The 26,309-nt window shown below is 70.1% G+C and carries 24 protein-coding genes; 9 read left to right on the forward strand and 15 right to left on the reverse strand.

Annotated elements, in window-relative coordinates; genetic code table 11:
• Positions 1-44 precede the first annotated feature (44 nt).
• From OO69_RS28590 to mshC, 4 genes are all read left to right on the forward strand, one after another.
• A complete protein-coding gene (locus OO69_RS28590) occupies positions 45-731 on the forward strand; it encodes a histidine phosphatase family protein (RefSeq protein WP_033283699.1) in 687 nt (228 codons plus the stop codon).
• Positions 732-806: 75 nt separating this feature from the next.
• Positions 807-1,397: a DUF3090 domain-containing protein gene (locus OO69_RS28595; RefSeq protein ID WP_033283700.1), complete on the forward strand. Its 591-nt coding sequence runs from the start codon at positions 807-809 to the stop codon at positions 1,395-1,397.
• A complete protein-coding gene (locus OO69_RS28600; protein WP_199811047.1) occupies positions 1,361-2,179 on the forward strand; it encodes an SCO1664 family protein in 819 nt (272 codons plus the stop codon). Before OO69_RS28595 ends, OO69_RS28600 begins: the two co-directional genes overlap by 37 nt.
• Before the next feature lie 94 nt (positions 2,180-2,273).
• Positions 2,274-3,503, forward strand: coding sequence for a cysteine--1-D-myo-inosityl 2-amino-2-deoxy-alpha-D-glucopyranoside ligase (gene mshC / locus OO69_RS28605; protein WP_033283702.1), 1,230 nt, complete (start codon positions 2,274-2,276; stop codon positions 3,501-3,503).
• Positions 3,504-3,581: 78 nt separating this feature from the next.
• On the opposite strand, the gene OO69_RS28610 is transcribed toward mshC, so the two are convergent.
• The 8 genes from OO69_RS28610 to OO69_RS28645 all read right to left on the reverse strand — a co-directional run bounded on the left by OO69_RS28610 (position 3,582) and on the right by OO69_RS28645 (position 12,098).
• Positions 3,582-4,580: a PAC2 family protein gene (locus OO69_RS28610; RefSeq protein WP_033283703.1), complete on the reverse strand. Its 999-nt coding sequence runs from the start codon at positions 4,578-4,580 to the stop codon at positions 3,582-3,584.
• Positions 4,581-4,778: 198 nt separating this feature from the next.
• A complete protein-coding gene (locus OO69_RS28615) occupies positions 4,779-5,450 on the reverse strand; it encodes a FadR/GntR family transcriptional regulator (protein WP_033283704.1) in 672 nt (223 codons plus the stop codon).
• A gap of 85 nt (positions 5,451-5,535) precedes the next feature.
• Positions 5,536-6,840 carry an amidohydrolase gene (locus OO69_RS28620; RefSeq protein ID WP_033283705.1) on the reverse strand — a complete coding sequence of 435 codons (1,305 nt, stop codon included), beginning with the start codon at positions 6,838-6,840 and terminating at the stop codon, positions 5,536-5,538.
• Positions 6,837-7,595 carry a nucleoside phosphorylase gene (locus OO69_RS28625; RefSeq protein ID WP_033283706.1) on the reverse strand — a complete coding sequence of 253 codons (759 nt, stop codon included), beginning with the start codon at positions 7,593-7,595 and terminating at the stop codon, positions 6,837-6,839. The genes OO69_RS28620 and OO69_RS28625 overlap by 4 nt, the downstream gene beginning before the upstream one ends.
• A complete protein-coding gene (locus OO69_RS28630; protein WP_019059137.1) occupies positions 7,592-8,464 on the reverse strand; it encodes an ABC transporter permease in 873 nt (290 codons plus the stop codon). Before OO69_RS28630 ends, OO69_RS28625 begins: the two co-directional genes overlap by 4 nt.
• On the reverse strand, positions 8,464-9,540 hold the full coding sequence (locus tag OO69_RS28635; protein ID WP_033283707.1) for an ABC transporter permease: 1,077 nt from the start codon (positions 9,538-9,540) through the stop codon (positions 8,464-8,466). The genes OO69_RS28630 and OO69_RS28635 overlap by 1 nt, the downstream gene beginning before the upstream one ends.
• 1 nt (position 9,541) lies before the next feature.
• On the reverse strand, positions 9,542-11,065 hold the full coding sequence (locus OO69_RS28640) for an ABC transporter ATP-binding protein (protein ID WP_033283708.1): 1,524 nt from the start codon (positions 11,063-11,065) through the stop codon (positions 9,542-9,544).
• Entirely contained in the window at positions 11,046-12,098 is a 1,053-nt protein-coding gene (locus OO69_RS28645) for a BMP family ABC transporter substrate-binding protein (RefSeq protein WP_033283709.1), read from the reverse strand. Before OO69_RS28645 ends, OO69_RS28640 begins: the two co-directional genes overlap by 20 nt.
• 308 nt (positions 12,099-12,406) lie before the next feature.
• On the opposite strand from OO69_RS28645, the gene mtnA reads away from it, so the two are divergent.
• Positions 12,407-13,438 (forward strand): S-methyl-5-thioribose-1-phosphate isomerase, encoded by a 1,032-nt coding sequence (gene mtnA / locus OO69_RS28650; protein WP_033283710.1) that lies wholly within the window; start codon positions 12,407-12,409, stop codon positions 13,436-13,438.
• 87 nt (positions 13,439-13,525) lie between these two features.
• On the opposite strand, the gene mtnB is transcribed toward mtnA, so the two are convergent.
• The 3 genes from mtnB to OO69_RS28665 are packed head-to-tail and all read right to left on the reverse strand — an operon-like array spanning position 13,526 to position 15,461.
• The gene (gene mtnB, locus OO69_RS28655; RefSeq protein WP_033283711.1) at positions 13,526-14,143 is read right to left on the reverse strand and encodes a methylthioribulose 1-phosphate dehydratase; all 618 of its coding nucleotides are present in this window, start codon (positions 14,141-14,143) and stop codon (positions 13,526-13,528) included.
• Positions 14,140-14,865 (reverse strand): acireductone synthase, encoded by a 726-nt coding sequence (gene mtnC, locus OO69_RS28660; protein WP_033283712.1) that lies wholly within the window; start codon positions 14,863-14,865, stop codon positions 14,140-14,142. Before mtnC ends, mtnB begins: the two co-directional genes overlap by 4 nt.
• Complete coding sequence (locus tag OO69_RS28665) at positions 14,862-15,461, reverse strand: 1,2-dihydroxy-3-keto-5-methylthiopentene dioxygenase (RefSeq protein WP_033283713.1); 600 nt, start codon at positions 15,459-15,461, stop codon at positions 14,862-14,864. The genes mtnC and OO69_RS28665 overlap by 4 nt, the downstream gene beginning before the upstream one ends.
• Positions 15,462-15,936: 475 nt before the next feature.
• On the opposite strand from OO69_RS28665, the gene OO69_RS28670 reads away from it, so the two are divergent.
• The 4 genes from OO69_RS28670 to mtnK are packed head-to-tail and all read left to right on the forward strand — an operon-like array spanning position 15,937 to position 20,853.
• Positions 15,937-17,034 carry a substrate-binding domain-containing protein gene (locus tag OO69_RS28670; protein ID WP_033283714.1) on the forward strand — a complete coding sequence of 366 codons (1,098 nt, stop codon included), beginning with the start codon at positions 15,937-15,939 and terminating at the stop codon, positions 17,032-17,034.
• Positions 17,021-18,565: a sugar ABC transporter ATP-binding protein gene (locus OO69_RS28675; protein WP_033283715.1), complete on the forward strand. Its 1,545-nt coding sequence runs from the start codon at positions 17,021-17,023 to the stop codon at positions 18,563-18,565. Before OO69_RS28670 ends, OO69_RS28675 begins: the two co-directional genes overlap by 14 nt.
• Before the next feature lie 49 nt (positions 18,566-18,614).
• Complete coding sequence (locus OO69_RS28680; RefSeq protein ID WP_033283716.1) at positions 18,615-19,661, forward strand: ABC transporter permease; 1,047 nt, start codon at positions 18,615-18,617, stop codon at positions 19,659-19,661.
• 22 nt (positions 19,662-19,683) lie between these two features.
• Entirely contained in the window at positions 19,684-20,853 is a 1,170-nt protein-coding gene (gene mtnK, locus OO69_RS28685; RefSeq protein WP_033283717.1) for an S-methyl-5-thioribose kinase, read from the forward strand.
• Positions 20,854-20,970: 117 nt separating this feature from the next.
• Here mtnK and OO69_RS28690 read toward each other — a convergent pair whose 3' ends face one another.
• From OO69_RS28690 to OO69_RS28705, 4 genes are all read right to left on the reverse strand, one after another.
• Complete coding sequence (locus OO69_RS28690; RefSeq protein WP_033283718.1) at positions 20,971-22,587, reverse strand: glycerol-3-phosphate dehydrogenase/oxidase; 1,617 nt, start codon at positions 22,585-22,587, stop codon at positions 20,971-20,973.
• A 9-nt stretch (positions 22,588-22,596) separates the two neighbouring features.
• Complete coding sequence (gene glpK, locus OO69_RS28695; protein WP_033283719.1) at positions 22,597-24,135, reverse strand: glycerol kinase GlpK; 1,539 nt, start codon at positions 24,133-24,135, stop codon at positions 22,597-22,599.
• A gap of 82 nt (positions 24,136-24,217) precedes the next feature.
• Positions 24,218-24,997 (reverse strand): MIP/aquaporin family protein, encoded by a 780-nt coding sequence (locus OO69_RS28700; protein ID WP_033283720.1) that lies wholly within the window; start codon positions 24,995-24,997, stop codon positions 24,218-24,220.
• Between the two features lie 379 nt (positions 24,998-25,376).
• On the reverse strand, positions 25,377-26,150 hold the full coding sequence (locus OO69_RS28705) for an IclR family transcriptional regulator (protein ID WP_033283721.1): 774 nt from the start codon (positions 26,148-26,150) through the stop codon (positions 25,377-25,379).
• Positions 26,151-26,309: the final 159 nt, after the last annotated feature.

A 26,309-nucleotide genomic window follows, 5' to 3' on the forward strand; every position in this document is an offset into this window, starting at 1 on the left:
GTCCGGCCGAAGACGCACCCGCACGTGCGCCTACCCTTGGCCCCATGCCCACGTTGATCCTTGTCCGGCACGGACGTTCGACCGCCAACACCGGGGGAGTGCTCGCCGGCTGGACGCCCGGTGTCGCCCTCGACGAGCGCGGCAACGCCCAGGCCGCCGCGCTCCCCGGACGGCTCGCCGCGCTGCCGATCGCCGAGGTCGTCGCCAGCCCGCTGCAGCGCTGCCAGGAGACCCTCCAGCCCCTCCTCGACGCCCGCCCCGAGCTGCGGCTGCACACGGAGGAGCGGATCGGGGAGTGCCACTACGGGGACTGGTCGGGCCGCAAGCTCGCCGAGCTGATGGACGAGCCCCTGATGGAGGTCGTCCAGTCGCACCCCTCGTCGGCCGCGTTCCCCGGCGGCGAGTCGATGCGCGCGATGCAGACCCGCGCGGCCGAGGCCGTACGCGAGTGGAACGCGCGCGTGGAGCGCGATCACGGCGCCGACGCCGTCTACCTCATGTGCTCGCACGGCGACATCATCAAGTCCCTTGTCGCGGACGCACTCGGACTTCATCTCGACCTCTTCCAGCGGATCTCTGTAGAACCGTGTTCCATCACCGCGATCCGTTACACCCGTCTCAGGCCTTTTCTCGTACGGCTCGGGGACACCGGCGATCTCGCCTCCCTGGCGCCGCGCGAGGAGCCTCCGGGCGACCACGCCACGGTCGGGGGCGGCGCGGGCGCACCGTGATCGTCGGCCGCAGTAGGGTGAAGCGGTCGCAGTAGCGCCGCACTTGTCAGCAGTCGATTCCAATGGAGACAGGACGTGTCCCGTCAGGTGTTCCTCTACGACCCGCCGGACCGCTTCGTAGCCGGTACGGTCGGACTGCCCGGGCGCCGTACGTTCTTCCTCCAGGCCGCCTCCGGTCCTCGGGTGACCAGCGTGGCCCTGGAGAAGACGCAGGTCGCCGCGCTCGCCGAGCGCATGGACGAGCTTCTGGACGAGGTCGTACGGCGCAGTGGCGGCAGCGCGGCCGTCCCGGCCGTCACCCCCACCGAGATCTCCGACACCCGTCCGCTGGAGACCCCCGTCGAGGAGGAGTTCCGCGTCGGCACCATGGCGCTCGCCTGGGACGGTGAGGAGCAGCGCATGATCGTCGAGGCGCAGGCCCTCGTCGAACTCGACGCCGACACCGACGAGGACCTCGCCGAGGCCGAGGAGCGCCTCCTCCAGGACGAGGAGAACGGCCCCCCGATGCTGCGGGTCCGCCTCACCGGAGCCCAGGCCCGCGCCTTCGCCAAGCGGGCCCTGGACGTCGTCAACGCCGGCCGTCCGCCCTGCCCGCTGTGCAGCCTCCCGCTCGACCCGGAAGGACACGTATGTCCGCGCCAGAACGGATACCGCCGCGGAGCGTGACCACGGCCGAGCTGCTCGCCAAGGGTGAGCTGACAGTGCGCGGGCAGATCCGCGAAGCCTCGAACGCGGTGCTGTTCTGCTCCGTGGCGTACGAGGGCCGCGAGGCGTCCTGCGTGTACAAACCCGTCGCCGGGGAGCGGCCCCTTTGGGATTTCCCCGACGGCAATCTCGCCCGGCGCGAGGTCGCCGCCTACGAGGTCTCCGAGGCGACCGGCTGGAACCTCGTGCCGACCACCGTGCTGCGCGACGGGCCGTACGGCGAGGGCATGTGCCAGCTGTGGATCGAGACCGCGGCCGAGTCCGAACTGCTCGCCCTGGTCGACGGCGAGGAGCCCGAGCCGGGCTGGAAGGCCATCGGGTTCGCCGAGGTCGGCGAGGGCAAAACGGCCCTCCTGGTGCACGCCGACGACGAGCGGCTGCGCAGGCTTGCCGTCCTGGACGCGGTCATCAACAACGCCGACCGCAAGGGCGGCCATCTGCTGCCCGCCGACGAGGGGCGCCTCTACGGCATCGACCACGGTGTCACCTTCAACGCCGAGAACAAGCTGCGCACCCTCCTGTGGGGCTGGGCGGGCGAGCCGCTCACTCCGGAGGCGGTCGACGTCCTCCAGGCGCTCAGGGAGGCGCTGAGGGACGGCGGCGGGCTCGCTACGAAGCTCGCCGAGCTGATCACCGACGTAGAACTCGACGCCACGCGCGCGCGGGTCGACGCGATGCTGGCGGACGGGAAGCATCCCGAGCCGAGCGGGGAATGGCCGGCCATTCCCTGGCCGCCGGTGTGACTGCATACGAGCGGTGACCCCGCAAGACCGCCTTACCGGCCATACGGCCTGGTCCGGTTCGTAAACGGATTATCCGTCCGGTTACGCTCATGACATGTATGCCTGGCCCGCTTCTGAGGTCCCCGCCCTGCCCGGCAAGGGCCGCGACCTCCGGATCCACGACACCGCGACCGGCGGTCTGGTCACCCCTGACACCGGTCCCGTCGCCCGTATCTACGTCTGTGGCATCACGCCGTACGACGCTACCCACATGGGACACGCGGCGACCTACAACGCGTTCGACCTCGTGCAGCGCGTGTGGCTCGACACCAAGCGGCAGGTTCACTACGTCCAGAACGTGACCGACGTCGACGACCCGCTCCTGGAGCGCGCCGAGCGCGACGGCGTCGACTGGGTGGCCCTCGCCGAGAAGGAGACCGCGCTCTTCCGCGAGGACATGACCGCCCTGCGGATGCTGCCCCCGAAGCAGTACATCGGCGCGGTCGAGGCGATACCCGGCATCGTGCCGCTCGTCGAGCGTCTCAGGGACGCCGGTGCCGCCTACGAACTCGAGGGCGACACCTACTTCTCCGTAGGGTCCGACCCGAACTTCGGCAAGGTCTCGAACCTCGACGCGGCGGCCATGCGCCTGCTGTCCGCCGAGCGCGGTGGTGACCCGGACCGCCCGGGCAAGAAGAACCCGCTCGACCCGATGCTCTGGATGGCCGCCCGCGAGGGCGAACCGAGCTGGGACGGCGGCTCGTTGGGCCGCGGACGCCCCGGCTGGCACATCGAGTGCGTGGCCATCGCCCTGGACCACCTCGGCATGGGCTTCGACGTGCAGGGCGGCGGCTCCGACCTCGCCTTCCCGCACCACGAGATGGGCGCCTCGCACGCCCAGGTGCTGACCGGCGAGTTCCCGATGGCCAAGGCGTACGTCCACGCCGGCATGGTCGGTCTCCACGGCGAGAAGATGTCGAAGTCCCGGGGCAACCTCGTCTTCGTCTCCGCGCTGCGCCGCGAGGGCGTCGACCCGGCCGCCATCCGGCTCGCCCTGCTTGCCCACCACTACCGCTCCGACTGGGAGTGGACCGACGGGGTGCTCGCGGACGCGGTCGCCCGGCTCGGGCGCTGGCGCGCCGCCGTCTCCCGGCCCGACGGCCCCTCCGCCGTCACGGTCGTCGAGGAGATGCGCGAGGCCCTCGCGAACGACCTGGACGCCCCGGCCGCGCTCGCCGCGGTCGACCGCTGGGCCGCTCTCCAGCGGGACCGGGGCGGCAGCGACGAGGGCGCCCCCGGCGTCGTCTCGCGTGCCGTGGACGCCCTGTTGGGCGTGGCCCTCTAGCAACAGCCCACAGAACAGGGGCGGTTCCTCCCACCCGGGAGGAACCGCCCCTCTTTCACATCCTGTTGACCGGCGGACTCACTCCTCGGAGGAGTCCTCGTCGTCCGCGTCGGCCTCCGGCTCCGTGTCCGGCTTCGCGGGTCTCGTCGGCTTCGCACGGCCGGGGTTGTCCCGCAGATACGACGCGCTGTCGCTGCCGTCCGCCGTGGCGTGACCACCGGGCGCCGGGTTGCCGCCGCCGTCACGCCGCCGCAGATAGCGCTCGAACTCACGCGCGATCGCCTCGCCCGACGCCTCCGGCAGCTCCGCGGTGTCCCGGGCCTCCTCCAGCGTCTGGACGTACTCGGCGACCTCGCTGTCCTCGGCGGCCAGCTGGTCCACGCCGACCTGCCAGGCGCGCGCGTCCTCGGGCAGCTCGCCCAGCGGGATGCGCACGTCGATCAGGTCCTCCAGGCGGTTCAGCAGCGCCAGGGTGGCCTTCGGGTTGGGCGGCTGCGACACGTAGTGCGGCACCGCGGCCCACAGCGACACGGCCGGTACACCCGCGTGCGTGCACGCCTCCTGGAGGATGCCGACGATCCCGGTGGGACCCTCGTACTTGGTCTCCTCCAGGTCCATCCGCTGCGCCAGGTCCGCGTCCGACGTGGTCCCGCTGATCGGCACCGGACGCGTGTGCGGGGTGTCACCGAGCAGCGCGCCCAGGATCACCACCAGCTCCACGCCCAACTCGTGGGCGAAGCCCAGCAGTTCGTTGCAGAACGAGCGCCAGCGCATCGACGGTTCGATACCTCGGACGAGTACGAGGTCGCGCGGCTTCTCGCCGCCGACCCGGACCACCGAGAGGCGCGTTGTCGGCCATGTGATCTTTCGCACGCCGGCGTCCATCCACACCGTGGGCCGGTTGACCTGGAAGTCGTAGTAGTCCTCGGCGTCCAGCGCCGCGAACACCTCGCCCTTCCACTCCCTGTCCAGGTGCGCGACCGCGGTGGAGGCGGCGTCGCCGGCGTCGTTCCAGCCCTCGAACGCGGCCACCATCACTGGGTCGATCAGCTCGGGAACCCCCTCCAGCTCGATCACCCAGCGCCTCCTTCCGATCTGCCCTCGCGTACGCCCCAACCTTACGGCGTCCGGCGGGGGCGCCCGCAGCCCCCTTGCACGGGGGAGTGAACCCATGCCTGCCCCGTCCGGGACGGTCGAACACACAAGATCGCCATCCTGTGCGGACCCGTCCCGGCCGGTCACTCCTCCGATGGATCAGCTGGGCGCGTCACTCGATCACAGGGTCGAACGCAGCCACTGCTCCACGCTCGCGATGTGCACCGTCGCCCACGACCGCGCCGCCTCCGCGTCCCGGTCGCGCAGCGCGCCCAGGATTGCCCGGTGCTCGTGCAGGGTCCGGCTGACCGCGTCCTCCTGCGTCAGACCGCGCCAGATCCGGGCCCGCGTGGTCGGCCCGGACAGACCGTCGAGAAGCGAGCAGAGCACCGAGTTGCCGGAACTCTGCACGATGCCCCGGTGGAACTCCAGGTCGCACGCGACCAGTTCCTCCACCGAAGGGGCACCGCCCAGCGCGTCCAACTGGGCGGAGAGCGCGTCCAGTTGCTGCTCGCTGATCCGCAGCGCCGCCATCCCCGTGGCCGCCGGCTCCAGGATCCGCCGTACGGCCAGGAATTCGAGGACCGTGTCGTCGCGGTGGAAGTCGACGACGAAACTCAGTGCCTCCAGCAGGAGTTGGGGATCGAGGCTCGTGACGTACGTGCCGTCGCCCTGCCGCACGTCCAGGATGCGGATCAGCGACAGGGCGCGCACGGCCTCCCGCAGGGAGTTGCGGGACAGGCCCAGTTCGGCGGCGAGTTCGCTCTCCTTGGGCAGCCGGTCCCCGGGACGCAGCGCGCCGGAGACGATCATTCCCTTGATTTTCTCGATCGCCTCATCGGTGACTGCCATGGCCGGCCTCTCTCTTGCTCAGACGTCCGATGTATCAGGTGCATTATGCGGGTTCAGCAGGCTGAACGGGAGGGAAATCCACAGCTCAGGCAAGTGCTTCGAGCTCCGCGAGCACCGCTTCCTCGTCCAGCGTGGCCAGTGTCCGGTTCCGCATCAGCACCCGGCCGTCCACCACCGTGTCCCGTACGTCCGCCGAGTGCGCCGCGTACGCGAGCGTCGACCACGGGTCGTGCAGCGGCCGCAGATGCGGCGCGTCCAGGTCGAGCACGACGAGATCGGCCCGCTTCCCTGCCTCCAGCGAACCCAGGTGATCCCCCAGGCCCAGCGCCCGCGCGCCCTCGATCGTCGCCATCCGTACGGCCTGCTCGGCACCGACCGCCGTGGGGTCGCCGCCCGCCTTGTGCACGAGAGCCGCCTGCCGTACGGCGCCCAGCACGTCCAGCGTGTTCGAGCTGACGGCACCGTCCGTGCCCAGCCCGACGGTGACGCCCGCGCTCAACAGCCGTGGCACAGGCGCGATTCCGCAGCCCAACTTCAGGTTGGAGACGGGACAGTGGGCGACCGACGTACCCGTGCGGGCCAGTGCCGCGATCTCCGGGCCGGTCAGATCCACGGCGTGCGCGAGCAGCAGATCGGGACCGAGCAGCCCGAGCGAGTCGAGCAACTCCACAGGCCGCTTGCCGTACTTGACCTCGACGGTCGCGACCTCGGTCGGGTTCTCCGCCGCGTGGATGTGCAGCAGCGCCCCGAACTCCCTTGCCAGGGCGGCGATTTCGACCAGCTGATCGGGGGCGAGGGTGTAGGTCGAGTGCGCGAAGAGGACAGGGCGCAGGCCGGGGCGGGCAGTGCCCCGCGCCACCAAGTCCCGTCGCGCCCAGTCGAGTCGGTCCTCGTAGGCGAGACGGTCCGGAGGTTCCGGTACGTCCATGAAGGTGGGCCCGGTGTGCAGTCGCCAGCCCGCCTCACGCGCCGCCTGCTCGGCCGCCTCGTGGAACCAGTACATGTCGAGCGCCGAGGTCACCCCGGCCCGTACGCTCTCGGCCACCGCGAGCCGCACCGCCGCCGCCACGTTCTTCGGCGTCAGCAGCTCGGCCTCCCACTTCAACACCCGTTCCAGGAAGCCCTGGAGAGTCACGTCGTCGGCCCGGCCGCGCAGCAGCGTCATCGCGAGGTGGGTGTGCGTGTTGATGAGTCCGGGCAGGACGAGACAGCCCGACGCGTCAACGGACTCCGCCGCTGTGAACCGGGTTGTCAGCTCCGCAGCCGGTCCTACGGCGACGATCTCGCCCTCGTGGACGGCAACTGCCCCGTCCCGTACGACAGTTCCGGCCTCGTCGACGGTGAGGACGTCACCGCCGTGCACCAACAGGTCGATGGGGGAGGTGCTCACGCCGTCAACTCCTCGGCCTCCGCGAGCAGTCGGAGCGCCTCCAGGGAGACGATCGCCCCGCGCTCGACACCGGCCGCGACGACGTCACGGTGCGGGTCGTACCCGCCGGTGGTCTCCGCGTCGACGAGTTCATCGGCGTTGGCGCCGTCGATGACCAGCACCCCGCCCGCGACAAGTCCCCGCAGCGAGGCCGTCACCAGCAGCGCCGACAGCTCCATCTCGATCGCCGCGAGCCCGGCGCCGTCGTAGGAGAAGAGGGGGAGGAGGCCGGGCTGGAAGGCGGCGCGGGTCCAGACGATGCCGCGGTGGTGCGGGGCGTCGGCCTCGCGGGCCGCGCGCTGGAGGGCGAGGACGGCCTCGGGGGAGGAAACCGCCGGGTACTCCGGGGGGAGGAGTTGCTGGGTGACGCCGTCGTCGCGTACGGCCGCCTCCGCGATGACGAGGTCGCCGTCGCCGATGCCGGGCTTCATCGCGCCCGCCGTGCCGAAGCGCAGGAAGGTGCGGACCCCCGCGTCCGCCAGCTCCTGGAACAGCAGGATCGCGCCCGGTCCGCCCACCCCGTGCGAGGCGACGGTGACCGGCAGGCCCTTCCAACTCCCGCTGAAGACACGGTATTCGCGGTGGTAAGACACCTCCTCGGCACCGTCCAGCAGCGCGGCCACGGCGGCGGCACGCGCCGGGTCGCCGACGACGACCGCGTGCGTGGGAAGTCCGGTGCGCGGTATGCGGGTGATGGGCAGCAGGTCCTGCGTCATGTGGTGGCTCCGGAAGGGGAGTTGGCGGTACGGCGACGGCGGCGGGCCGTCGAGAGGAAGAGGGCGACGAGCGTCACGACGTACGGCGCGGCATCCGTGGCCTGTTGGGGCAGGCCGACGCCCTGGAGGCGGAAACCGGCGGCCTCGGCGAGACCGAAGAGCAGCGCGGCGAGCAGTACGCCGACGGGTGCCGCGCGGCCGAGCATGACCGCGACGACCGCGATCCAGCCCCGGCCCGCCGTCATGTTCTCGGAGAACAACGTGACGTTGCCGAGAGCGAGTTGGGCCCCCGCGAGCCCGCACAGGACACCCGAGATCAGCACCGCCGCGTACTTGTACTTCGCCGGGCTCACCCCGAGCGTGGCCGCCGCGTCCGGCGCCTCGCCGACCCCGCGCAGCCGCAGCCCCCACACATGCCGGGACAGCATCAGCGCGGCCACCGCGACCGCGACGAACGCCAGATACGCGAGCGGGGTGAAGCCACCGACCAACGGCAGCCCGGCAAGTGACGGATCGTCGAAAGTGCCCTGCACACCGAAGACCGTACGCAGCAGGAAGCTGGTCAGGCCAACTGCCAGGAGATTCATGGCGATTCCGAGAACGACCGCGTCCCCGCGCAGAGTTACCGCGCCGACGGCGAGGATCAGCGAATACGCGGCTGCCGCGAGGGCGGCGGCGAGCACGCCGAGCCAGGCGCTGCCGGTGAACCAACTCGTGGCCACCGACGTGAAGCAGCCCATCAGCATCATGCCTTCGAGGCCGATGTTGAAGACGCCCGCACGTTCGCACAGGGCACCGCCGAGTGCGGCCAGCAGGATCGGGGTCAGCGCGCGCAGCGCCGACATCAGCAGATCGGAGTCGAAGAACATCACGCGGCCCCGATCTTCTGAGGGCTTTCTTGGGAGCTTTCCTGGGCACGTCTCCTGAACCACCCGCCGGGGAAGCGCAGTCGGGCAGCGAGGAACACGATCACGATGGCCTGGAGCACCTGCGTCAGCTCGCGCGGCACCTCGGTCGTCCGCTCCATCGCCAGGCCTCCGACCGCGAGGACGGCGAAGAAGAAGGAGGCGATGACCGTGCCGAGTGGCGCTGCCGCGGCGAGCAGGGCGGCCGTAAGTCCCGTCCAGGTGTAGCCCGGTGCGGTGAGCGAGCCGTCGACGAAGCGGTACGGGAAGCTCAACACCCCTATGGCGCCCACGAGTCCGGCCAGTGCGCCGGAGACGGACATCAACTTGAGGGTGAGGCCCTGGCGTTCGACACCGGCGTAGGCGGCGAAGCGGGAGTTGAGGCCCGTCATGCGGATCTCGTAGCCGAACGCCGTGCGCTTGTCGGTGAACCAGTAGGCGGCTGCCGCGAGGACCACCAGGATGAGCCCGATGGTGACCGTCGAGGCGCCGAACGCGGGCAGCGCCACGCCGTCCGGCATCGCCCGGGTCTGGGGGAGGCTGGAGCCGGGTTCCTTCAGCGGGTAGCGCGCCAGGTAGGAGGCGAGGGAGACCGCCGGGTAGCTCAGCAGCAGGCTGCTGACCAGGAGCGGGACGCCCAGGCGGTTCTCGCACAGGGCGGCCAGGGCGGCGTATGCGGCGCCCGCCGCCATGCCCGCGAGCAGCGCCAGTACGACGGTCAGGGGTGCCGGCAGCGGGGAGTAGAGGCCGGTCACGGCCGCCGTGATGCCGCCGAGGACCATCTGGCCGTCGCCGCCGAGGTTGATCAGCCCGGCGCGCAGCGGGATCGCCAGCGCGAGCGCCATGCCGAGCACGCTGGTGCCGGTGCTCAGCGTGGAACCGATGCCGTCCGCGCCGAGCGAGCCGGTGAGGACGGCGCTGTAGGCGGTGAACGGGTCCGCGCCGGTGCCGACGAGGAACAGGGCGCCGATGACCAGGCCCGCGAGCACGGAGAAGGTGACGGGGGAGCGCAGGGCTGCGGATATTCGGGTGAGTTGCATGTCAGTCGACGGCCTCCGTCGGCGCTACGGCCCCGCCCGCCATGGCGAGTCCCAGCGCCCGTTCGTCCGCCTCGTCCTTCGTGTACGTCGCCGTGACCCGGCCCTCGTACATCACGAGAACGCGGTCCGCGAGGCCCCGGATCTCGCTCAGTTCGGCGGAGACGAGGAGGACGGCGTGACCGGCGTCGCGGTAGGCGACGATCTGGTCGTGGATGTTCTGGATGGCGCCGATGTCGACCCCGCGCGTGGGCTGCTCGACGAGCAACAACGGTGCGTCATGGGCGAGTTCGCGGCCGATCAGCAGCTTCTGCAGATTGCCGCCGGACAGCGCGGAGGCCGGTACCTCGGGGGCGGCCGCCTTGATGCCGAAGCGCTCGATCAGCCGCCCGGCGTGGGCACGTACGGCCGCGGGCGGCAGAAGTCCCTTGCTGGACAAGGAGGTTCGGTGGTGGCCCATGGCGAGGTTGTCCGCGACGGAGGCCGCCGGTGCCGTACCGACCGCGTGCCGGTCCTCGGGGACGTAGGCGAGGCCTTGCGCACGGCGCTCGGTGGCGGAGACGTGGGTGATGTCCCGGCCCTTGAGCGTGACCCGGCCGGAGGCGACCGGCCGTAGCCCCGCCAGGGCCTCGATCAGCTCGCTCTGGCCGTTGCCCGCGACGCCCGCGATGCCGACGATCTCCCCGGCGTGGACGGTGAGTCCCACATCGTGGACGGCGTCCGTGGTGAGGTCTCTCACGTCCAGGACCACGTCACCGGGGGTCCCGGGCGCGTGAACGCGGTCCAGGTCGACCGCGCGGCCGGTCATCGCGGCCGCGATCTCGTCGGCGGAGGTGTCCGCGGTGACCAGGCGGGCGACCACCCGGCCGTCCCGCAGCACGGTCACGTTGTCGCTGCCTTCGAGGACCTCGCGCAGCTTGTGGGTGACAAGGATCACCGTACGGCCCTGCGCGGCCAGCGACTTGAGGACCGCGAACAGGGCGTCCGCCTCGGCCGGGGTGAGCACGGCGGTCGGCTCGTCGAGGATCAGCGTGCGAGCACCCCGGTGCAGCAGCTTCAGGATCTCCACGCGCTGGCGCAGGCCGACCGGCAGTTCGCCCACCCGGGCGTCCGGATCGACGGCGAGCCCGTGCTCCGCCGCCAGCTCCCGCACCCGGCGGCGGGCCGCGGCCCGGTCCACCAGGCCGAAGCGGCGCGGCTCGGCGGCGTAGACGACGTTCTCGGCGACCGTCAGCGAGTCGAACAGCTTGAAGCTCTGGTGGACCATGCCGAGCCCGGCGGCCATCGCGGCGCTCGGGTCGCCGAACGTCACCTCGCGCCCGTCGATCCGGATGGACCCGGCGTCGGCGCGCTCCATGCCGTAGAGGACCGACATGAGGGTGGACTTGCCGGCGCCGTTCTCGCCCATGAGGGCGTGGATCTCGCCGCGCTGGACGGTCAGGTCGACGGCATCGTTGGCGAGCGTGCCGGGGAACCGCTTGGTGATTCCCCGGAGCTCGACCGCCGGCTCAACTGGCGGCGGGGTCATCGACCTTGAGCTTTCCGGAGACGATCTGGTCGCGCAGCGCCTTCACCTTGGCGAGGACGTCCTTGTGCTGGGCGATCACGCACTTCGACGAGTCGACGCCCGCCTCGAGACCGGTGAGGCTGATGCCGCCCTCCTTCAGGCCGTACGACACCGAGGTGCCGGTCTTGCCCGCGAGGACCTGCTCGACGCCCTTCTCCACGGCGACGTCCGTCTTCTTGATCACGTTGTCGACGACCGTGCCGGGCGAGGAGACGCACTGGTTGACGTCGACGCCGTACGCGAACGCGCCCTTGGCCTTCGCGGCCTCGAAGACGCCGTAGTTGCCGGCCGCGGCCGCCGCCATGATCTGGTCGGTGCCCTTGGAGAGAAGGGAGTTGGCCTGCTCCTTGGCGCGCGCCGAGTCGTCGAACGGGGACTGGCCGCCGACGAAGCGCGTCGACGCGGACGTCTTCGCGGCGACCTTCTTGGCGCCGGCCGCGAACGGGTCGCTGTAGCGCCGGAATTGGGGCGTGTCGAGCACGTCCACCGCGCCGACCTTGCCGCTCTTGCTGAGCAACCCGGCCTCGGCGCCCGCGAGATAGACACCTTCGTGCTCACGGAACACCGCGCACGTGACGTTCTTGAACGTCTTCGTCGTGCACGCGTCGATCATCAGGAACTGCTGCTTCGGGTGCGCCTTCGCCTGCTGCGCCACGAGGTCCGCGAACTCGAAGCCGACCAGCACGATCACGCTCGGGCCCGCGTCCACGGCGGCCTGCACGTTCTGCTGCTGGGACGCGGTGTCCGTCGACTCGTAGACCTTCTCGGTCCCGTCGTGCGTCTTGGCCGCGGCCTTCACACCGGTGACGGCGAGCTTCAGGAACTCGTTCTGCCCGACCGCGTCCGGCGTGACCAGCGTGAACGACTTCCCGCTGCCGCCGCTCGCGCTGTCCGAGGCGTCGGTCTTCGCGGCGGCGTTGCAGGCGGTGGCGGCGGTGACCATGAGCGTGGTGGCGGCGACGAGCTGCAGGGTGCGACGTGATCTGCGGAGCATGGGGACCTTCCGGGGTACGGCAAGGCGCGCTCCGGCGGGAGCGCGTGCGACCAGATGGTGAGACGAGGGGAGCGGGGAGTGGACGCGAGAGGGACAGGTCAGCGTCGACAGCAGTCACTCGCGCAGCGGCCGTGATCGAGGAAACGGCGCATGGTGAGCAGCACACGTCCTCCTTCGTCTCGGCCTTCGGGCTGCGGGTGCTGGACTTTAACATTCGTTTTGAGACACCCGCTCGACTGTCTCGAACTGTGGTTCTTCCAGGTCATGTACGGTGACCGACACCATCGGAACAGCAGGAGTGTCCCGTTATGTCCCAGGAATTGCGCGCGGTCGACTGGACCGGAACCGGTCTCGCACTCATCGACCAGACCCTGCTCCCGCATCGCAACGAGACGGTCGCTGTCCACGATGTGGACACCCTGGTCGACGCGATCCAGCGCCTCGTGGTGCGCGGCGCCCCCGCGATCGGAGCGGCGGGCGCGTACGGCGTCGCGATCGCGCTCATTGAGGGCGAGCGGAAGGGCTGGACCGAGGCGGAGACGCGCGCCGCCGTAGCCCGTGTCCGCGAGGCCCGACCCACCGCGGTCAACCTCATGGTGTGCGTGGACCGGGTCATGATCCGCTTCGACGAGGGCCTGGACGCGGTGCTGGAGGAAGCCGCCGCAGTCCAGCGCGAGGACGTCGCGGCGAACCGTGCGATGGGCGCGTTCGGCGCGGACTGGCTGGTCCAAAAGGTGGGCGTGGACCGCCCGTTGAGGCTCCTGACACACTGCAACACGGGCGCGCTGGCGACCGCCGGCTGGGGCACCGCACTGGGCGTCATCCGCGAACTGCACGCGCGCGGCCTGGTGGAGGTCGTCTACGCCGACGAAACGCGCCCCCTGCTCCAGGGATCACGCCTCACCGCCTGGGAGTTGGTCCAGGAAGGCATCCCGCACTACGTCCAGGCCGACGGCGCCGCCGCCGGCACCATCCTGCGCGGCGAGGTCGACGCGGCCATCGTCGGCGCCGACCGTATCGCGGCCAACGGCGACACCGCGAACAAGGTAGGCACAGTGGGCGTCGCGCTGGCCTGCGCCGACGCCGGTATCCCGTTCCTGGTGGCGGCCCCGACGACCACGGTCGACCTCTCGACGGAGACCGGCGACGACATCCACATCGAACTCCGCGGCGAGGCCGAGGTGTTGGAGTGGTCGGGAGTACGCACGGCTCCCGCCGAGTCGCGGGGCCACAACCCGGCTTTCGACGTAACCCCGGGCCGCTTGGTGACCGGACTGGTCACGGAACGGGGCGTGTTGGAGGTCGCGGCAGGCGAACTCCCGGGAGACCGCCTGAAGTAACGGCAACTTTGAAGCACCGCCAAGCCCCCGCGCCCTAGGGGCGCGGGGAACTGCGCGACCGGCCCCCACCGGCGCGCGCTTTGACTACTACGCTTCCCGCGGAGAGCTGAGCTCCAACTCCAGCAACCACTCAACAACTTCGGTGTGATGCCGGGCTTGACGAGGATCCGCCCCCCACACATACAACCCGTGCCCGGCCACAACCACCGCCGGCATCCGAGGCTCCCGAGCCGCCTCCAGCCGATCCCCAAGCACCTTCATATCCTGGCTGTTGGCGATAACAGGCAACGTCACCTCGACATCATGCGCAGGCTGCCCAACACCCTTGAGCATCTCGACATCCTTGAACACGATCCCGCCCGGCGCCCGCCGCCCCATGGCAACAGACGCCACGGTGTGCACATGAACAACGGCCCCCGCCCCGGTCAACGCAGCGACACGCGCATGCAGTTCAGCCTCGGCAGACGGCTTCCCACCCCGCACGGCCGCACCCTCGGCATCCACCAACACCACATCGTCGGCGGTCAGTTCACCCTTGTCGTGCCCACTAGCGGTCACCGCCAGCAGCAGGGGATCCCGGCCCACCACGACGGACAGGTTCCCGGAGGTCCCCCTCATCCAGCCGAACGAGGCGAACCGTGCGGACTCGGCGGCGAGTTGAGCCCCCGCCTCCTTCAGGTCGAGGTCACTGATCTCGCTGCTCACGTGGTGCTCCTTGAACTGGTGATGCCGATCTCGTCGAACGCCCCCGCCTCCGCGTGGTCGCCGACGCCTTGCTCGAAATACGGTTCCCCGGGCCTCCGTACACCCACCGCGTGCCACCCCGCGGCCACGGCCGCGTCCAGCTCGCCGGGCCGGTCGGAGAGGAAGAGCAGCCGGGACGGGGCGACGCCGGTCGCCTCCGCGATTCGGCGATACGACTCCGGCTCCTGCTTGGGACCGGCGTTCTCCGTGTCGTAGAGACCGGAGACCAGCGGCAGGAGGTCGCCCTCCGGGCTGGACGTGAACCACGCGCGCTGCGCGGCCACCGAGCCGGACGAGTAGACGTACAGCCGCAGGCCCGCCGAGTGCCAGGCGCGCAGGGCCGGTACGACGTCGTCGTAGAAATGCGAGACGAGGTCGCCGCGGGCGAAGCCCTCGGACCAGATGATGCCCTGGAGGGTCTTGAGGGGTGTGGCCTTGCGGTCCTCGTCGAGCCAGGTGTTGAGGGTCTTCTCGATCTGTACGGCGTCGGCGTCCGGGGAGTCCGTCAGCTCGCGGACCTGCGCGATCGCCCGGGCCACGGCGGGATCGTCGGCCCGCTCGGTGAGCAGGTCGGCGAAGCGCGAGCGCGAGTACGGGTACAGGACGTCGACGACGAATCCCGTGGCGCTCGTGGTGCCCTCGATGTCGAGCACCACGGCGTCCACGGTGAACTGCAAGGTCACGCGGCGGCCTTGTCCCGCTGGTAGCCCGCGTCGATCGTGTCGTAGTCGGGGAAGCGCGAGGCGATGGTCGAGCCGGTGAAGTTGCCGACCCAGCCGTCCTCCTCGTGGAAGAAGCGGATCGCGGTGAAGGCGGGCTTGGTGCCCATGTCGAACCAGTGGGTGGTGCCGCGCGGCACGCCCAGCAGGTCGCCCTTCTCGCAGTAGACGGCGTGCACTTCGCCGTTGACGTGCAGGTAGAAGATGCCCGAGCCGGAGACGAAGAAGCGGACCTCGTCATCGTCGTCGTGCGTGTGCTCCTGGAGGAACTTCGCGCGGGCGCCGGCCGCCTTCGCCGGGTACTCCGGGTCGTCGCTGGGGTGCAGGCCGAGCACGTCGACGGTGGTGAAGCCTTCTTCGGCGTTGAGCTTGTCGATCTCCGGGCCGTAGGCGGCGAACACGGTGTCGCTGTCGGCGTCGGCGGGGACGTCCTCACGGATCGGCCACTGCTCGTAGCGGACGCCGATCGGGGCGAGCGCGGCGGCGATCTCGACGGGATCGGCGGTACGGCGCACGAGGGTCTCGGGGCCGGACTCGGACCAGGTGGTGAGCAGCGTCATGGGAACTCCGAAAAGTGGGCGGGATGTCCGGATGCTGGGACGAGCGCCCGGACCGGTGGGGGAGGCGAAGGGGCACAGCGGGACCCGTCGTACCGGGTCGGGCCGGTTATGCGATGGTAACCGCCGTCGGTGAACGGGCCGGATGTGACGTAGTCGTTGTCTCACGTGGTGAGAAACCGCTTCCATTCCTTTGACCAATGGCCGGAAACGTTCTCATGATCTCCCTATGAAGACGCTGCTGCTCGTGCGGCGGCTGTACGTGGACTTGCTCCGGTCGACCACAGCCAGCTGTCGCTGACCACACCCGGAGCCATCGGCGCGCCCCGCATCACAAACCGTCCGCCGCCTGTCCCGCCGTTCGTGCGGTGGCGCACCCCTTGTGCGATGGCGCGTTTTCGCCCCCGGCTCCGGGTGAGCACTCCGTCCTTTCCCCTCCCGCTCTCATCTCGGCAGTACCCCGCACCAGGAGCCCCTCATGTCCCGTACCCGCGTCCCCCTCGCCGCGCTCTCGCTGGCCTCCGTCTCCGCCCTGCTGCTGGCGGGCTGCTCGCAGTCCACGGACGCCTCGAAGAGCGGCGACGACACCGCGGCCTCGGCCTCGGCGGCCACGGGCACGAAGCCGGCCCCCTTCAGCAAGGGCACCGTCAAGGTGGCGCTGGTGCGGCAGAGCGGCGCCGGCGACTACTTCGAGCAGTGGGGCAACGGCGCGAAGGCACAGGCCAAGGCGCTCGGCATCGACCTGACCGTGTACGACGCGCAGGCCGACAACGCCAAGCAGGCCACCGACCTGTCCTCGGCGATCAACTCCGGCGCGCAGGCGATCATCGTCGACCACGGCTTCCCCTCGACGATCCAGCCCGAGATCGACCAGGCCGTGAAGAAGGGCATCAAGGTCGTCGTCTACGACGTCGACCAGACCAACAAGTCCGTGATCAGCACCGAGCAGGACGACGCGAGCATGGCGAAGGCCGTCCTCGACGTGATGGCCAAGACGGTCGGCAAGAACGCCAAGGTCGGCTACGTCAACGTCGCCGGCTACGCGGCCCTCGACAAGCGCAACTCCGTCTGGAAGACCGCGGTCGACGCCAACGGCTGGAAGCAGCAGTTCAAGGTCGGCAAGGTCACCGACTCCACGGCCACGGACAACGTTCCCCTGGTCTCCGCCGCGCTGACCCAACACTCCGACGTGGCGGGCGTGTTCGCCCCCTACGACGAGCTGGCCAAGGGCACCGTCCTCGCCGTGCAGAACAAGAAGCTGCAGAGCAAGGTGAAGGTGTTCGGCGCGGACGTCTCCAACGCCGACATCCAGAACATGACCGCCGCGAACAGCCCGTGGGTCGCCACGGCGGGCACCGACCCGTCGGCGGTCGGCGCGGCCGTCGTCCGTACGGCGGCCCTCGAGCTGGCGGGCCAGCTGAACAAGACCTCGGTCGACTTCCCGGCCGTCGCCATCACCCAGGACTTCCTGCGCAAGAACAAGATCGCGAACATGGACCAGCTGCGCGCGGCCCTGCCCGCCCTGAACCTCTCCAAGGTGAGCACCGCGGACTGGATCCCCAATGTCGCCCACTGATACGGGAGTTGAGGCGGCGGCCGGTGACGCCGCCGTCTCGCTCCGTGACGTCAGCATGGCCTTCGGCGGCAAGACGGTACTGGCCTCCGTCTCCCTCGACATCGCACCGGGCAGCGTGGTCGCGCTGCTCGGTGCCAACGGCGCGGGCAAGTCCACGCTGATCAAGATCCTGTCGGGCGTGCACACGGACCACGGCGGGGAGGTGCGGGTCGCCGGGGAACCCGCAGCTCTCCAATCGCCGTCGGCCGCCCGGCAGTTGGGCATCCAGACGGTCCACCAGCGGATCGGCGAGGGCATCGTGCCCGGCCTCACGGTCGCCGAGAACCTGGTCTTCGAGGAGCTGGCGCAGAAGCGCGGCAACCCGTTCCTGAACGGCCGCCGCATGCTGGCCCGCGCCCGGGAGATCCAGGCCGCGCTCGAACTCGGCTGGAGCGACGCGGTGTTGCGCCGCGATGTCACCGAACTGGGCATCTCCGACCGCCAGTTGCTCATCCTGGCCCGCGCCCTCGCCACCCGCCCCCGGCTGCTCATCCTCGACGAACCGACCTCCGCGCTCTCCGCCGCCGAGGCGGAGCGGCTCTTCGCCCTCGTCGAGAAGATGCGCGACGACGGCATCGCGGTCCTCTACGTCTCCCACCGCCTCGGCGAGATCGACGCGCTCGCCGATCGACTGGTCGTTCTGCGGGACGGCGGTCTCACCGACGACCAGGTCAAGCCGTTCGACTGGGACAGCGCCCTGCGCGCGATGCTCGCCCAGGCCCACGAGGCGACGAGCGCCCGCCCGCAGCGCAGCGGCGAGCACGGCGACGTCGTCCTCGCCCTGCACAGCGTCCACCTCTTCGAAGGCCGCGCACCCCTCGACCTCGACCTCCGCGCCGGTGAAGTCACCGGCGTCGTAGGCCTGTTGGGCGCCGGCAAGACGGAACTCGCCCGCGGCCTCTTCGGCGCCGAGCCCTTCCCCACCGGCAAGGTCGAACTCGACGGCAAGCGCTACGCCCCCCGCCGCCCGTCCGACGCCATCCGCGCCGGCGTCCACCTCGTCCCCGAGGACCGGCACGCCGACGCGCTCGTCCCCGGCTGGTCGGTGGCCCAGAACATCTCGCTGCCGTTCCTCAAGTCCCTGTCCCGGGGCGGGCTCGTGAACACCGGGCGGGAGGACGCCCTCGGCCGCGAGACCATCGACGCGCTCGGGGTCGTAGCCCGCGACGAGCACAGCACCGTGGAGGAACTCTCCGGCGGCAACCAGCAGAAGGTCGTCGTCGGCCGCTGGCTCGCCGAGACACCGCGCGTCCTCATCCTGGACGAGCCGTTCCGAGGCGTGGACATCGGCGCACGGCGTGACATCGGGCGCCGGGCGCGTGCGCTGGCCGCGGAGGGTGCGGCTGTGCTCGTCCTCTCCGCGGATGTGGACGAGGTGCTGGAGATCGCCGACCGGGTCGTCGTGCTGGCGGCGGGCGAGGTCCACCTCGACGCGTACGGCGAAGACGCGGAACGCGACCGCGTGATCCAGACCATCTCGGCGTCCGTGTGATGCCCTCCCCGCACGAAGTCGCACACGAAGCCACGGCAGGAAGTACGCCATGACCACCACCCAGAGCACCGAGGTCCCCACGAAGCCGGTGACCGGGCCCGGGGACTCCCTCGGCCCGCGCGTCCAGAACGCCGTCATCAAGTACGGCTTCATCTTCGTCACGGTCGCGCTCTTCCTGTACTTCGCGCTGAGCGAGGGCTCCTTCCGCGAGTCGGCGACGATGCTCGACACCCTCCGGTACGTCTCCGTCGCCGCGATCCTCGGGCTCGGCGTCACCCTCACCATGGCCGTCGGCGGGATGGACATGTCCGTCGGCGCGGTCGCCGGGCTCGGGGTCACCGTCGCCGCGAAGACGATGGTGACGTACAACCAGGTCGGCACGGTCGCGATCCTCGCCGTGATCGCGGCGGGCGCGCTGGCGGGACTGCTGAACGCCCTGCTGATCGTGGTCATGAAGATCCCGGACATGCTGGCCACCCTCGGCACCATGTTTGTCATCCAGGGCACCAAACTCATCCTGGTCGACGGCCAGTCCATCTCCGCCGGCATGACCGAGTCCGACGGCTCCACGGCCCCCGGCAAGTTCACCGACGGCTTCCTGCGCATCGACCGGGGCACGCTCCTCGGCATCCCCATCTCCGTCCTGATCTTCGGCGCGCTGACGGTCATCGCCTGGGTCTTCCTGGCCCGCACCCGCTGGGGCCGCGTCCTGTACGCCATCGGCGCCAACCCCGAGGCCTCCCGCCTCGCGGGCATCCGCGTCGGCGCGTACCGGGCCCTCGCCTACGTCCTCTCCGGCGTCCTCGCCTCGATCGGCGGCCTGATCCTGGCGTCCCGGATCGGCCAGGGAGACGTGAGCGCGGGAACTTCCCAGCTGCTGGAGGCGGTCGCCGTCGCACTGGTCGGCACCTCGGTCCTCGGCCGGGGCCGCCCGAACGTCTGGGGCACGGCCCTCGGCGCGGTGCTGATCGGCATCATCACCACCGGCCTGACCATCAAGGGCCTGCCGTACTACACCCAGGACGTCGTCGAGGGCGCGGTCCTCATCCTCGCCCTGGTCTTCAGCTTCACCCTGTCCAAGCGCCGCACCGCATAAGGAAGTTCGAGGAGTTCGTACGATGGGCTACCGCATCCTGGAGACCGACGACATCCCCGGCTACCTGCACGAGCGGGGCCACTGGGCGGACGTGACCGACATCCACGTCCGCGAGGTGTCGGACGGCAACATGAACCGGGTGTTCCTCGCGTCGAACGCCGACGGCAGCCACAGCCTCGCCGTCAAGCAGGCACTGCCCTGGGTGCGGGTCGCCGGCCCCTCCTGGCCTATGAGCCCCGAGCGAGCCGACGCCGAGGCCCGGGCGTACGAGCAGGTCGCGCGGGTCGCCCCCGACAAGATCCCGGCGATCCACGGCTACGACGCCGACAACTACGCCCTCGTCATGGAGGACATGTCCGACCTGGAGGTCCTGCGCACGGTCCTCAACGAGGGCGCGTCCTACGGTCCGGACACCTCGGCCCGGATCGGCGAGTTCGTCGCCCAACTCGCTTTCGCGACCAGTGACTTCGGCATGGCCTCCGCCGACCGCAAGGCGCTGATCGCCACCTCGGTGAGCCCCGAGCTGTGCAAGATCACCGAGGACGTGGTGCTCTCCGAGCCCTACCTCGAGCACGAACACAACCACTGGCTCCCGGAGTTGACGGACCTGGCCGCCGCCTTCCGCACCGATGCCCGCCTCCACACGGAGGTCGCCGACCTCCGCTACACCTTCATGACCAGCGCGCAGGCCCTGCTCCACGGCGACCTGCACACCGGCAGCGTCATGGTCGGCGAGCGCGAAGGCGCCCCGGTGGTACGGGTCTTCGACCCCGAGTTCTCCTTCGTCGGCCCGATCGGCTACGACCTCGGCCTGTACTGGGCCAACGTCCTCGTGTCGGAGCAACGGGCCCGCGAACTGGGCAGGTTGTCCGACCACGCCGACCAACTCGCCCTCTCCTGGCAGGCGTTCGAAACGGAGTTCCGCCGCCTCTGGCCGACCCGCGTCGACACCTTCTTCGACGACGCGTACCTGGACCGCTTCCTCTCCCGCGTCTGGACCGACTCGGTCGGCTACGCCGGCACGGAGATCGTCCGCCGCATCATCGGCTTCGCCCACCTGACCGACCTGACGACGTTGCCGGATCCGGTGCCCGCGTCGCGCAGGGCACTGCTGCTGGGCCGTGAACTCATCGTCCGCCGCGCCGAGTTGAGCAACCTGAACGATGTAAGGGCCTTGGGGTCGCCCACCTAGGGGCGCGGGGAACGGCGCGACAAGCCCCCACTCACCCGCACACGACACACAACCTGGCACGGCACGTGAAAGGGGCGGCTCCCTAGGCAGGGAGCCGCCCCTTTCACGTCGTAGCGACTACTTCTTGTCGAGCAGGTCCTGCACCTTCGCCCGCACCTCGTCCGTGGCCAGGCCCCGGATCGTCAGGGTCGTACGGCGGCGGAGGACGTCGTCCTGGGTCTCCGCCCACTCGTGGTCGCGGGCGTAGACGACCTGGGCCCAGATCTCGGGGGCGTCGGGGTGGACGCGCCGGCCCAACTCCGGGTTCTCGTTGGCGAGTCGGGCGATGTCGAAGGCCAGGGAGCCGTAGTGCGTGGCAAGGTGCTTCGCCGTGTCGGCCGCCATGCGCGGGCCCGGGGCCGGGTTGTCGACCAGGAGGCGGTGGGCGACCGCGCGCGGGTTGGCGACACCCGGCAGCGGGAGCTTCTTCGGGAGGGAGGAGATCGGCTCGAAGTCCTCGCCGAGCGGGCGGCCGGGGAGGGCCTCCAGCTTCTGCATGACCGTACGGCCGATGTGCCGGAACGTCGTCCACTTGCCGCCCGCGACGGACAGCATGCCGCCCTTGCCCTCGGTCACCACCGTCTCGCGCTTGGCCTTGGCCGTGCTTCCGGGGCCGCCCGGCAGCACGCGGAGGCCCGCGAAGGAGTACGTGATCAGGTCACGGGAGAGCTGCTGGTCGCGGACCGAGAACGCGGCCTCGTCCAGGATCTGGGATATGTCCTTCTCGGTGACCGAGACGTCCGCCGGGTCGCCCTCGTACTCCTCGTCGGTCGTGCCGAGCAGGAGCATGTCCTCCCAGGGGAGGGCGAAGGTGATGCGGTACTTGTCGATGGGGGTCGCCAGAGCGGCCTTCCAGGGGGACGTGCGCTTCAGGACCAGGTGCGCGCCCTTGGACAGGCGGATGGACGGAGCCGCGTTCGGGTCCTCCATCTTGCGCAGGTGGTCGACCCACGGGCCGGTCGCGTTGAGAACCAGGCGGGCGCTCACGCCGAACTCGTCGCCGGAGGTGGTGTCGCGCAGCTCCGCGCCGGTCACCCGGCCCTGGGTGAAGCGCAGGCCGGTGACCTCGGCGTGGTTGAGGACGACCGCGCCCGCCTCGACGGCCGCGCGGACCGTCATCAGCGCCATGCGCGCGTCGTTCATCTGGTCGTCGCCGTACACGGCAACGGCCTTGAGGTTCTGGGTGCGCAGCTCGGGCACGTCCTGCGCCGCCTTGGCGGGGGACAGGAGGTGGCCGACGCCGTCGCCGAACGCGGAGAGCGCGGAGTAGGCGAAGACGCCCGCCCCGAGCTTCGCCGCACCGTGCGGACCGCCCTTGTACACGGGGAGGTAGAACGTGAGCGGGTTCGCCAGGTGGGGAGCCACCTGGCGGGACACCGCACGGCGTTCGAAGTGGTTCTCCGCCACCAGCTTCACCGCGCCGGTCTGCAGGTAGCGCAGACCGCCGTGGAGGAGCTTGGAGGAGGCGGAAGAGGTGGCACCGGCGAAGTCGCCGGCGTCGACCAGGGCCACCCGCAGCCCGGACTGCGCGGCGTGCCAGGCGGTGGAGATGCCCAGGATGCCGCCGCCGATGACGAGGAGGTCGTACGTCGCCTTGGAGAGCTGCTCCCGGGTCTCGGCCCGGCTCGGGTTCGAGCCGGAGGCCGGGTGCGTACCGAGGGCAGGCACGGACTGCAGGGTGGACTGACTGGTCATGTGGGGTTCTTACTCCTCGTCCTCGAGCCAGCCCATGGTCCGCTCGACGGCCTTGAGCCAGCTCTTGTACTCACGGTCGCGCTTCTCCGCGGCCATGTTGGGGGTCCACTCGGCGGCCCGGCGCCAGTTGGCACGCAGGTCGTCGGTGCTGGTCCAGAAGCCGACGGCCAGGCCGGCGGCGTAGGCGGCACCGAGGCAGGTGGTCTCGGCGACCATCGGGCGCACCACGGGGGCGTCGACGAAGTCCGAGAGCGTCTGCATCAGCAGGTTGTTGGAGGTCATGCCGCCGTCGACCTTGAGCGCGGTCAGCTCGACGCCGGAGTCCTTCGTCATGGCGTCCGTGATCTCACGGGTCTGCCAGGCGGTGGCCTCCAGGACGGCACGCGCGAGGTGCGCCTTGGTGACGTACCGGGTGAGACCGGCGATCACACCGCGGGCGTCGGAGCGCCAGTACGGGGCGAACAGACCGGAGAAGGCCGGCACGAAGTAGGCGCCGCCGTTGTCCTCGACCGAGAGCGCGAGCGTCTCGATCTCGGCGGCGGTGGAGATGAGGCCCATCTGGTCGCGCATCCACTGCACCAGCGAACCGGTGACGGCGATCGAGCCCTCCAGGGCGTAGACCGGCGCTTCGTCGCCGATCCGGTAGCCGACCGTGGTCAGCAGGCCCGAGTAGGAGTTGATGATCTTCTCGCCGGTGTTCATCAGCATGAACGTGCCGGTGCCGTACGTGGACTTGGCCTCGCCCTCGGCGAAACAGGTCTGGCCGAACAGGGCCGCCTGCTGGTCGCCGAGCGCGGAGGCGACCGGGATGCCGCCGAGCAGCTCGCCGAGCCGGCCGCCGGTGACCTCGCCGTAGACCTCGGCGGAGGAGCGGATCTCCGGGAGCATGTTCATCGGGACCCCGATGGACTCGGCGATCTTCTCGTCCCACTCCAGGGTGTGCAGGTTCATCAGCATGGTGCGGGAGGCGTTGGTGACGTCGGTGTAGTGCTTGCCGCCGTTCACACCGCCCGTCAGGTTCCAGATGACCCAGCTGTCCATGGTGCCGAAGAGGATGTCGCCCGCCTCGGCGCGCTCGCGCAGACCCTCGACGTTGTCGAGCAGCCAGCGGGCCTTGGGTCCTGCGAAGTACGAGGCGAGGGGGAGGCCCGTCTCGCGGCGGAAGCGGTCCTGGCCGACGTTGCGCCCCAGCTCCTTGCAGAGCGCGTCGGTGCGGGTGTCCTGCCAGACGATGGCGTTGTGGACGGGCTCACCGGTGTTCTTGTCCCAGAGGAGAGTCGTCTCGCGCTGGTTGGTGATACCGATGGCCTTGATGTCGTCGCGGGTGATGCCGGCCTTCTCGATGGCGGAGGCGACGACCTCCTGGACGTTGGTCCAGATCTCGGTGGCGTTGTGCTCGACCCAGCCCGGCTTCGGGAAGATCTGCTCGTGCTCCTTCTGGTCGACGGAGACGATACGGCCGTCCCGGTCGAAGACGATGCAACGGCTGGAGGTCGTGCCCTGGTCGATGGCCGCGATGAACGGTCCGGCGGTGTGAGCGTCGGTCACTGTGTGCTCCTGAGGGGTTCCGTGGTCATGAGGACTGGTTCTACTGCTGCTTCAGTGCTTGGAAGTGCTGGGAATTCTGCTTCTAAGCAAAAGCGAGGTTGTAGATACCCGCAGCGATCGCGCCGCCGATCAGCGGTCCGACGACCGGGATCCAGGCGTAGCTCCAGTCGGAGCCGCCCTTGTTGGGCAGCGGCAGGAGCGCGTGCACGATGCGCGGGCCCAGGTCACGGGCCGGGTTGATGGCGTAACCGGTCGGGCCGCCGAGCGACAGACCGATGGAGACGACCACGAACGCGGTGATCAGGGCGCCCAGGGTGCCGAGACCATTGCCCTTGTCGTTCAGACCCTGCGTCAGGATGGCGAGGATCAGGACGACGGTGCCGATGATCTCCGTGGCGAGGTTCTGCACCACGTTGCGGACCTCAGGGCCGGTGGAGAAGATGCCCAGGACAGGTCCGGCGCCCTTCTCCTCGGCTTCCACGGCCTTGGCCGTCGGCTCGCCGACGATCTCCTTGTCCGTGAGGTGGGCCTGGAACTGGCCGTAGTAGGCCACCCAGACCAGGGTCGCGCCGATCATGGCGCCGAGCAGCTGCCCGGCCCAGTAGATCGGGACGTTGTCCCAGCCACCGTCCTTGATCGCGAGGGCGAGCGTCACGGCCGGGTTGAGGTGGGCACCGGAGAGCGGTGCCGAGATGTACACGGCCGTCATGACGGCGAAACCCCACCCGAAGGCGATGGCGAGCCAGCCGGCGTTACGGGCCTTGGAGGCCTTCAGCGTGACGGCGGCGCAGACGCCACCGCCCAGCAGGATGAGCACGGCGGTACCTATGGTCTCGCCGATGAAGATGTCGGAGCTGGACACCCGCGACTCCTTTGTCCTTCGTCCAGGGAAGCCGAACCCCGGGTCCCGCCGGGGGTTCGTGCGCCCTCGGGGGTGAGAGCGATGCCGGCCTTTGGCGTTGCCACACTCTAGCGCGTATTGCCGGTAGGTGTTCGACAATGCCGACCGATGGACGGGAGTCTTGCTCCGGGGTTACAGGCGCGTCAAGAGTGCTGTTATCGAAAACACGATCGTTATTGATTGCTGTGGGCTATCGATCTCGCGGTCGATGCGGACGGCTATCGGATGGACACCGTGTGTGGTGATTTGGCGTTTTGGCCGACTTTGTCACCAACAGTACGACTGATACCGGAACGTCGGCATGACGTTCCGGTGAGTTCCCGCTGTGAATCCGCTGAGCTCAGAACCGCCCGGCGCCGAGATCCCGCGACACCGCGCGGGCGCAGTCCCGTACGGCGGCGATCAGCTCGGGGCGCAGCGCCCCGTCCTCGTCGGGCCGGCACAGCCGCTCCACCGCGCCGGTGATGCCGACCGCGCCGACCGGCATGCGCCGCCGGTCGTGGATGGGGGCGGCGATGGACGCGACGCCCTCCCAGGTCTCCTCGACGTCGGCCGCGTACCCACGCGCGCGTGTGACGTCGAGGATGTGCTCGAAGTCGGCCAGCTCGGACACCGTGCGGTCGGTGAAGGGCTTGCGGTCGGCCTCCAGGGCCTCGCTGTGCGCGACCGGGTCGTAGGCCGACAGGACCTTGCCCAGGGCTGTCGAGTGCAGCGGCTGCATGGCCCCGATCTCCAGGACCTGCCGGCTGTCGTCGGGGCGGAAGACGTGGTGCACGATCAGGACGCCGTGCTGATGCAGCACTCCTAGGTGCACGCTTTCGCCGCTGGAGCGGGCCAGGTCGTCCGTCCAGACCAGGGCGCGTGCCCGCAGTTCGTGGACGTCGAGGTAGGTGGTGCCCAGGCGCAGCAGTTCGGCGCCGAGCTGATAGCGCCCGGAGACGTCGTCCTGCTCGACGAAGCCCTCCTGCTGGAGGGTGCGCAGGATGCCGTGGGCGGTGCCCTTGGCGAGACCGAGCGACGAGGCGATGTCCGAGAGGCCGAGCCGTCGCTCGCCGCCCGCGAGCAGGCGCAGCATCGCGGCCGCCCGTTCGAGCGACTGGATGTTCCGTGCCATCGCCGTACTGCCTCCGTCCCGTTCGACCGTCGACGCGCGACGTCGCTGCCGCCGTTCGGCAATGTCGAACACTACCGGTCCATGCCGACCTCCCGCTAATGGTCGGCCGATTCCGGTCACGTCTCCTGTTGCGTCACTTGTCGCGAGAACCTAGACGGC

Origin of the sequence: Streptomyces sp. NRRL F-525, assembly GCF_000716605.1 — a bacterium.
Lineage (GTDB): Bacteria > Actinomycetota > Actinomycetes > Streptomycetales > Streptomycetaceae > Streptomyces.